The 8678-nt window shown below is 37.0% G+C and carries 11 protein-coding genes and 1 riboswitch; of the genes, 9 read left to right on the top strand and 2 right to left on the bottom strand.

From position 1 onward, the window contains the following. From ABZC96_RS06055 to ABZC96_RS06040, 4 genes are all read left to right on the top strand, one after another. Nucleotides 1-2028, top strand: a 2028-nt coding sequence (locus tag ABZC96_RS06055; protein WP_373029797.1) for a glutamate synthase-related protein, incomplete at its 5' end; no start/stop codon positions are given. A 9-nt stretch (nucleotides 2029-2037) separates the two neighbouring features. Further along, nucleotides 2038-2763, top strand: coding sequence for an inositol monophosphatase family protein (locus ABZC96_RS06050; RefSeq protein WP_373029796.1), 726 nt, complete (start codon nucleotides 2038-2040; stop codon nucleotides 2761-2763). A 16-nt stretch (nucleotides 2764-2779) separates the two neighbouring features. Continuing rightward, nucleotides 2780-3622, top strand: coding sequence for an acetyl-CoA carboxylase, carboxyltransferase subunit beta (gene accD, locus ABZC96_RS06045; RefSeq protein ID WP_373029795.1), 843 nt, complete (start codon nucleotides 2780-2782; stop codon nucleotides 3620-3622). 9 nt (nucleotides 3623-3631) lie between these two features. Further along, nucleotides 3632-4216, top strand: a complete 585-nt coding sequence (locus ABZC96_RS06040) for a thiamine phosphate synthase (protein WP_373029793.1) — start codon at nucleotides 3632-3634, stop codon at nucleotides 4214-4216. 66 nt (nucleotides 4217-4282) lie between these two features. Here ABZC96_RS06040 and ABZC96_RS06035 read toward each other — a convergent pair whose 3' ends face one another. Continuing rightward, nucleotides 4283-4900 carry a hypothetical protein gene (locus tag ABZC96_RS06035; RefSeq protein ID WP_373029792.1) on the bottom strand — a complete coding sequence of 206 codons (618 nt, stop codon included), beginning with the start codon at nucleotides 4898-4900 and terminating at the stop codon, nucleotides 4283-4285. 90 nt (nucleotides 4901-4990) lie between these two features. Next, a riboswitch (cyclic di-GMP riboswitch) is annotated at nucleotides 4991-5069 on the bottom strand. A gap of 209 nt (nucleotides 5070-5278) precedes the next feature. After that, nucleotides 5279-5926 (bottom strand): ferritin family protein, encoded by a 648-nt coding sequence (locus tag ABZC96_RS06030; RefSeq protein ID WP_373029791.1) that lies wholly within the window; start codon nucleotides 5924-5926, stop codon nucleotides 5279-5281. Nucleotides 5927-6173: 247 nt separating this feature from the next. Between ABZC96_RS06030 and ABZC96_RS06025 the strand changes: the two genes are divergently transcribed. The 5 genes from ABZC96_RS06025 to ABZC96_RS06005 all read left to right on the top strand — a co-directional run. Next, complete coding sequence (locus ABZC96_RS06025) at nucleotides 6174-6524, top strand: MmcQ/YjbR family DNA-binding protein (RefSeq protein WP_373029789.1); 351 nt, start codon at nucleotides 6174-6176, stop codon at nucleotides 6522-6524. 2 nt (nucleotides 6525-6526) lie between these two features. Then, nucleotides 6527-7042 carry a methylated-DNA--[protein]-cysteine S-methyltransferase gene (locus ABZC96_RS06020; RefSeq protein ID WP_373029787.1) on the top strand — a complete coding sequence of 172 codons (516 nt, stop codon included), beginning with the start codon at nucleotides 6527-6529 and terminating at the stop codon, nucleotides 7040-7042. A 53-nt stretch (nucleotides 7043-7095) separates the two neighbouring features. Then, on the top strand, nucleotides 7096-7608 hold the full coding sequence (locus ABZC96_RS06015; RefSeq protein WP_373029786.1) for an ArsI/CadI family heavy metal resistance metalloenzyme: 513 nt from the start codon (nucleotides 7096-7098) through the stop codon (nucleotides 7606-7608). A gap of 30 nt (nucleotides 7609-7638) precedes the next feature. Then, a complete protein-coding gene (locus ABZC96_RS06010; RefSeq protein WP_373029785.1) occupies nucleotides 7639-8244 on the top strand; it encodes a class I SAM-dependent methyltransferase in 606 nt (201 codons plus the stop codon). 8 nt (nucleotides 8245-8252) lie between these two features. Continuing rightward, on the top strand, nucleotides 8253-8678 hold a 426-nt coding region (locus tag ABZC96_RS06005; protein ID WP_373029784.1), incomplete at its 3' end, for an alpha/beta fold hydrolase.

Here is an 8678-nt window from a genome sequence, read left to right as displayed (position 1 = left end):
TTCTCGCGTCCAACTATTTCTGCTATCCAAAAATGTGCTGAGACCGGAAGTAAAGAAGACTATGCTGAAGTACAAAGACTTGTAAATGAGAGAGATAAAAAATTTATACGTGATTTCTATAACCTTAAGAGTGACAGAGCTCCTATTAGTATAGATGAAGTAGAGCCGCTGTCTGAAATTTTCAAACGTTTCTCAACTGCAGCGATGTCTATGGGGTCTATTTCTCAAGAGGCACATGAAACATTGGCTGTGGCTATGAATACCATAGGTGCAAAGTCAAACTCAGGTGAAGGTGGAGAAGATCCAGCACGTTATGGTACTGACAAAAACTCTTCTATCAAGCAAGTGGCGTCGGGGCGTTTTGGTGTAACACCAGAGTATTTGCGTTCTGCTACAGAGATCCAGATAAAAGTTGCACAGGGTGCAAAACCTGGTGAGGGTGGGCAACTTCCAGGATCTAAAGTTTCTCCATTGATCGCAACACTTAGGTTTACAAAACCGGGTGTAACATTGATCTCGCCACCACCACATCATGACATTTACTCTATTGAGGATCTGGCACAGTTGATCTTTGATATGAAACAGATCAATCCTAATGCAAAAGTAGCTGTTAAACTTGTATCTACAGCAGGTGTAGGAACCATTGCCGCAGGTGTGGCAAAAGCGTATGCTGACAAGATCATTATCTCCGGAGGAGACGGTGGTACGGGTGCAGCACCTATTGGGTCTATCAGATTTGCAGGTAACCCTTGGGAACTTGGACTTATCGAAGCACACAATGCACTTAAAGCAAACAATCTTAGAGGACAAGTCACAGTTGAAACAGATGGTGGACTTAAAACGGGTCTAGATGTTGTAAAAGCAGCTATCCTTGGTGCTGAAGAATATGCATTTGGTACAGGTGCATTGGTTATCGTAGGGTGTATTATGCTACGTGTATGTCATTTGAATACTTGTGGTGTAGGTGTCGCAACACAAGATGAACATTTGAGAAAAAGATTTACGGGTAACGTACAAAAAGTGATCAACTACTTTACACTTATGGCCGAAGAAGTGAGAGAGATACTTGCACAGCTTGGATACAAGTCTCTAGAAGAGATCATTGGACAAAATCATCTACTTGAGGTGATAGACGATGAGTTTGCAAAGAAATTTAACTTTGAAGAACTTCTGTATAAATTAGATGGTGTAAACACTTGTCAAGTACCATTTAATGAACCATATGATCAAAATGAGTATGAAAAAGAGATCCTTGAAGAGCTTAGAGTTACGATCGAAGATCCATCAACCCCTATTGTGCTTAATAAAGAGATCACGAATCTAAACAGAAGTTTTGCAACAAGAATCTCTGGAGAGATAGCAGCCATTCATGGAAATGCAGGATTACCTGACGGTACGATCACACTCAATATGAAGGGAACTGCAGGGCAGTCTCTTGGTGCATTCATGAGTAAAGGTATCAACATTAATATAGAAGGTGCAGGTAACGACTATATAGGTAAAGGTATGAATGGTGGTCGTATTGTGATCACTGCAGACAATGCCGGAACAGAGTTTGCACTGGGTGGTAATACCTGTCTCTATGGTGCAACAGGCGGTACATTGTATGTACATGGACAAGTAGGTGAGCGTTTTGCTGTACGTAACTCAGGTGCTATTACAGTTGTAGAGGGTACAGGCGACCATCCTTGTGAATATATGACAGGTGGGATTGCAGTAATACTTGGTAAAACTGGGGTGAACTTTGGTGCAGGTATGACAGGTGGTAAAGCTTTTGTATATGATGAAGAAGGTTCACTTTATGAAAAAATAAACCCTGAGCTTGTCGAACCACTTCGTATCGACACAGATGAGTGGGATACTGAAATGTTTGAACTCAAAGCACTACTCAAAGATTATGCAGAAAAAACAGGAAGTAAAAGAGCTACGTATATCTTAGACAACTTTAGAACGGAGATCAGAAAGTTCTGGATGGTTGCACCTAGAGGTATAAAACCTACAGTCGTAGCAGATAAGAGAGGCGAGTAAGAACAAAGTATGACAGAATTTATCAAAGCCTGTATACAAGCTAACGAAGAGATCAGTTCTGCGTTAAAAGATGGTTTTGATAGTTCCTGGTTTGAAAAAACCAAAGTAGGTGCAGGTGGAGATGTCAGTTCGAAACTTGACCTTTATGCCGAAGCGATATTTGTCAAGCATTTAGGTGCTTTTGGACAGATAGAGTCTGAAGAGAGTGGTATCATAGGAAAAGGTGATGAAAAGATTATCATTGATCCCATAGATGGCTCTTCTAATGCCCTTTCTCTTTTTCCTTTTTACGGTACCTCTGTTGCTAAGATCAATGCTGAAGGTATTTTAGATGCAGCAGTGGTCTGTAACCTTGCCAATGGAGATATTTTTCTCAAGACGTCTACGACAAAAGTACAGCAAGGTAAACTTTTTTCAAATACATATCATGCACCGCATACTGCAATAGGTGGGGAAATAGGACTTTTTGAAAAAGCCTATGCAAACCCTGTATTGGTTGCAGCATTAGACAAAGAAAAGTTGAAGTTTAGATCACCTGGTGCCATAGCACTCTCACTGGCTTATGCACATACCGTAAATTACGTACTTTTTATGGGGGAGTTTCGAATTTACGACTTTGCTGCAGGTTTAGCACTTTGTGAAGGACTTGAAGTGATTGTTGAGGCTGATTATGTTATAGTATCAAAAGATAAAAATATAGCAGCACGGATAGAAGCATTAATTCAGAAATTATAGATATGCAGGAGTAGGAATGTTTGGAAATATTTTTAAAAAAGTAACAACGGCAACAGTAGCACAAGAGACACCTAACCAGTGGATTAAATGTCCAAAATGTACTTCTTTGATGTACTATAAAGAAGTAGAAGCCAAACAAAATGTATGTCCAAAATGTAACCATCATTTCCGAATTATGGCTGAAAAGCGTATAGAATCTATAGTAGATGAAGGTTCATTTGTAGAATTTGATCACACACTGGCACCAGTAGATCCATTGAAGTTTACAGATAAAATATCTTATAAAAAGCGTTTAGAAGAGGCCAAAGCAAAAACAGGTAAAACATCTTCTGTGATGAGCGGTTCTTGTACTATCGGCGGTCAACCGGTTGAGATCGCAGTATTTGATTTTTCATTTATGGGTGGAAGCTTAGGTTCCGTAGAAGGTGAGAAGATCGTTCGTGGTATCAATAGAGCTATCGAACAAGAGTGTGGATTTATTATTGTTTCTGCTTCTGGTGGTGCACGTATGCAAGAGAGTACTTACTCTTTGCTTCAAATGAGTAAAACATCAGCAGCACTGAACAGACTACACCAAAAAGGTTTACCTTTTATCTCTATCTTGACAGACCCTACGATGGGTGGTGTATCTGCATCATTTGCTATGTTGGGTGATATCATTATGGCTGAACCGGGTGCACTTATCGGATTTGCAGGTCAAAGGGTTATTAAACAAACTGTTGGTGTTGACTTGCCAGAAGGTTTTCAGCGTTCAGAGTTCTTACTTGAACATGGGCTTATCGATATGATCGTAGACCGTGGTGATATGCACCAAACACTTTCTGACCTGTTCAAACTTTTTAACAAGAAGGCAAGTTAAAACATTCGTATGATATACGCACTTGCAGACAAAGAGACATTGAATCAAAAGGGTGTCTCTTTAAAAACATTTCTTCAACACATTTCTACTTTTCCAAATATACCTATTCTCCAATACCGTAATAAATTGGCTTCACTTGAAGAAAAAAAAGAAGATTTAGAGATCATTAGAGAATATTATGATGGAATACTCATCATCAATGACAATATTGAGCTTATATCATATGCAGATGGTTTACACCTCGGACAAGAAGATCTTCGAAAATACAGTTATGATCTACAAGAAGCAGTAAGCTTAGTACGTCAAAAGATAGGAGCCAGGCTTCTTGGACTCTCAACACATGATAAAGAAGAGATACTTGAGGCAAATACCCTTGACCTTGACTATATAGGTTTAGGAGCTTACAGAGCTACTGACACAAAAAGTGAAGCCAATGTCGGAGGTAAAACACTCCTTGAGGCAGCTAAATATTCTAAACATCCTGTAGGCATCATAGGTGGTGTACATATGGATGATATATTTGAAGAGCCTATAGTCTATAAAGTGATAGGAAGTGGACTCTATAAGGGATTGTTTCCGACTAAAGGAAAATAAGCAACTTAGCTAACCAACATATCGAGTATGTGGTAGGCTATATTGCTGATTTATAGATGTTGGAAATTACTTCTTATTTTGTTTATGGCTACTATTTTTTTTGTTTTTTTCATTAGGTCTTTTTTTGCGATCATCATAATAACGCTTCTCACCATAATAGTCATGCTGATGTTCACCTAGATAGTGTTTATTATGCTTGTAATACCCATTTTTGTGGTTTGGGTGCTTCTTTTTCTTATATTTTTCTTTATAGTGATCTTGATATCCTCTTTCATAGTAGCGACCACCATCCAGTCTTCTGCCATCATAGTAGTATTGTCCATTTCTTAACTCACCACCATAATAGTATCTGTTGTTGTAAAAGTAGTAAGGTCTATCGTCTTGATATCTAGGTTTATCAAAAAGACCGTAGTCTCTTTTAAATTGATCAAGATATCCTCTTTCGTAGTAGCGACCGCCATCCAATCTTCTACCTTCATAGTAGTAATTCCCATTTCTAAATTCACCACCGTAATAATATCTGTTATTGTATAAATAGTAAGGTCTGTCATCCTGGTACTTCGGTTTATCATAAACACCTAAGATAACACCCGTCACAACTCTTTCTAGCAAAGATTCTGCTGATACTTGTAAAGGGATACATACACTTAGACATACTAAACCGGTCATAATCATTTTTTTCATAGTTTCTCCTAATATAGATAATTGATATAATAAAATTTTTTGGATAAACAAGAAAAAAAGCAGAACAATAGAAGTAAAGCCCATAAGGCATTTAGCAACCTGGCGATCTTACTCTTCAAGACCCATGGCTTTCCGTCCCTGCTTCACAACAAGTTTGGCACAATAAATTTTATTTAAAATATCTTTTATCTTTAACAAAGTCATTATATATACTATTAGATTAAATCATTATTAACAGTTTGGAACTGATCTAATAAAACTTTTGTGATTAACATAATTTATCAAAGTAGATAATTGGCTATTATGGCAAGCCTTTTATTATCACTCTCTTAAAAGGCTGCTAATGTTTGATCTTTGTATGTATTACAGAACAATGATTTAGTAAAGATGCTCGCGTTTGAAATACTCTTGTCCTACTTTACATAATGGACATGCTTTTGGCGCTTTTTTACCTCTATGTACATGTCCGCAAACCTCGCAGACCCAGTACTCTTCATCTTCACTTTCAAAGAAGCCATCTTCTATCATAGCTTGTTTAAGTGCTTCATATTCTCTTTCATGTTCTATTTCTACTTTGGCAATGGCATTGAAAAGACGAGCAAGTTCTTTATGCCCTTCTTCTAAAGCTATTTCTGCGAAATTAGGGTACATTTCCGTATGTTCATAGTTTTCACCTTCCATTCCTGTTTCAAGGTTTTGTAATGTACCTTTAAGTTCCTGTCCATCCACCATTGTATGATACGCTTTATACTCTGCTCTGGCATGCCACATTTCATTAATAGCTGCTTCTCTAAAATGATGTGAGATAGCATGCCAACCCTCTTCTTTGGCAATATCGGCAAAAAGGTCATATTTGTTTCTTGCCATACTTTCACCTGCAAAAGCTTTCATAAGGTTTACAGCTGTTAAATTATCAGTTGTACATACCATTTCTTGACCACAACAAATAAGTGTTCCTCCACCCACTTCCTGTACCTCTATCTCATTACCGCATTTATTACATTTATATGTTTCGTACTGTCTCATTTATTGTTCCTTAGTTTATATTTTTCTAGATATCTATAATATCACCTGGCGAGATTAAGTTTTCTTTATTACTATCTCTAACTAAAGGATAATTATTTTCCTTTAAAAAGTATATCTTTTTTAAACTTAAAGGATAATTTTTTTCCTTTATAAGATATTACTCAAAAACGTTCAAAAACTAAGAAGCTATAATTGAACTATGCTATGATTTACAAAGGTAATATTTATACATTGAGGAAAAGTGACGATGAACCTTGAACAATTAGATAACTATATACGTAGCAAACAAGGTGTAACCTTTGATTATCCGTTTGATGAGAAGGTTCGTGTCTATCGTATCGCTGAAAAAATGTTTGCTTTAACCTCAGAAGAGAGACCTGTTTCAGTCAACCTAAAATGTGATCCCATCTATGCTCTAGAACTGCGTTCACTCTATGAAGGTATCATCGCAGGATACCATATGAATAAAAAGCATTGGAATACTGTGACAGTAGAAGAATCTGATGTGGATGATGAAACAGTGAAAGAACTGATAGATCACTCTTATGATCTGGTATATAATAAATTGACAAAAAAACAGAGAGATCTATTGGGTTAACCATGAATACAATAAACATCCAATACTATAAAACACCCGTTGGAGAAATGATCTTAGGATCGTATGATAACAAACTCTGTATGGCTGACTGGCGATACAGAAAGAGAAAAGAGAGCATTGACAGAAGAGTTCAAAAGGGGCTTAACGCCACTTTTGTTGAAGAAGAGAGCTCTGTATTGAAATTAGCAAAAGAAGAGCTTGAAGCGTACTTTAAAGGTTTGCGTACAACATTTGATATCCCTTTGTTGTTGATAGGAACACAGTTTCAAAAGTCTGTTTGGAAAGGACTACTTCAAATCCCTTTTGGAACCACTGCTTCTTATAAGGAATTGGCTCAAAATATTGATAAAGAAAAAGCAGTGAGAGCTGTAGCCTCTGCTGTAGGTGCCAATGCTATTTCTGTTTTCATTCCCTGTCATCGTGTCATTGGGAGTAATGGCTCTTTAACAGGTTATGCTGGTGGTTTGGAAGCGAAGAAGAGGTTATTGGAAATAGAAAACAATCTGTTTATGATATAATCATTTTCAATATATAAAAACATGTATGTAGTTAGATATATAAAGGGTACGCAATGGATGAAAAAAGAAGATTACATATACATATCTCAGTTGATGATATCGATGAAAGCATTGCTTTTTATAACACGCAATTTGGGATGAAGGCAACAAAAGTAAAAAAAGATTATGCACAATGGCTAGTGGATGATCTGTCACTTAATTTTGCTATTTCTACGAGAGGTGATGATAAGGGATTAAATCACTTATGTATTCAGTATGAGAGCGATGAAGCATTGCTTGAAGCACAACATGATTTTGAAGCAAAAGGGATCAAGGGAAAAGTAGAAGAGGGTGCTGTTTGTTGTTATAAAGAGTCAAACAAATATTGGGTAACGGATCCTACGGGGTTAATTTGGGAGAATTACCACTCTATGGATGATATAGAAGTATTTGGTATAGATGGGAAAGATACACAAGATGGATGCTGTGTTCCATCGTTTGGTAAATTCTCTGAAACACCTTCATGTACACCAAAAGAGAGTGAAGAGAGTTGTTGTTCATCTGAAGCAAGTGACTGTTGCTCATAAAATATAGAGCATTTTATAAAGTAGGAAATAATGGAAAAGAAAAACTTTTTTGAAACCATGTATAAAAATGCTGATCATGATGATCTCTCAACGATACCTTGGGCTACACTTGCACCAAATGTATATTTGGAAAAACATTTAAGTACACAAAATGCTGTCACAGATAAAAAAGCACTGGTCATAGGCTGTGGTTTGGGTGATGATGCACTTATACTGGAAAAGCATGGTTATGAGGTGGAAGCGTTAGATATTTCCCCTACAGCTATTGATTTGGCGAAGAAGAGACATCCTGAAAGTAAGGTTGATTTTCATGTGGGAGACATTTACGATATGCCTGAGTCATCTGTGGGTAAATATGATTTTGTCTATGAAGGATTGACCATTCAGTCATTACCTCCGGCAGATAGAGAAAAATTGGTGGGTATTATTGTTTCTCTTGTGGTTAAAGGTGGAGAGCTGTTAGTCTATGCTCATACACAGGATGATGCAGATAAATATGGTGGACCGCCATGGCCACTGTATGAATATGAGTTTATGCTTTTTGAAAAAGAGGGTTTAGAAAAAATTCATGCGGTAAAAGAGGATGAATGTAAACCAATAGCACCTTATAAATGTTGTGCTCTGTATAGAAAGTAAGATAAACAATGTCAATACAAAAAATCATCTTCATTATTTTAGTTACAGTGCTAGGTTTTACGACTGGTAGTTCCAAAAAAGTATATGATATGGTGATGGTATATGAACGTTACAGTGCAGGATTGGAGAAAAAATCTATTACATTGGATTTTGGTGAGATAGTGTATCTTGAAAATGATGTCAAGAGTGATATTACTCTTGTATTTGTTCATGGATTTGGTGGTAACAAAGACACTTGGGTTCGTACTATAGTCGAGTGGGATGACAGATATCACATCATTGTGGTCGATCTACCTGGACACGGGGAAAGTGTTTCAAAGAATACCTTAGGTTATACGATTACAGATCAGGCAGAAAGATTACATCTGTTCCTAGAAACTAAAAATGTGAAAGATTTTTATCTGTTTGGGCATTCTATGGGTGGAGCTGTAGCT

It is taken from the genome of Sulfurovum sp., assembly GCF_041551015.1.
In the GTDB taxonomy this organism is placed as follows: domain Bacteria; phylum Campylobacterota; class Campylobacteria; order Campylobacterales; family Sulfurovaceae; genus Sulfurovum.
The sequence above is the reverse complement of the archived record's forward strand: the minus strand, read 5'-3'. Positions and strand labels throughout refer to the sequence as shown.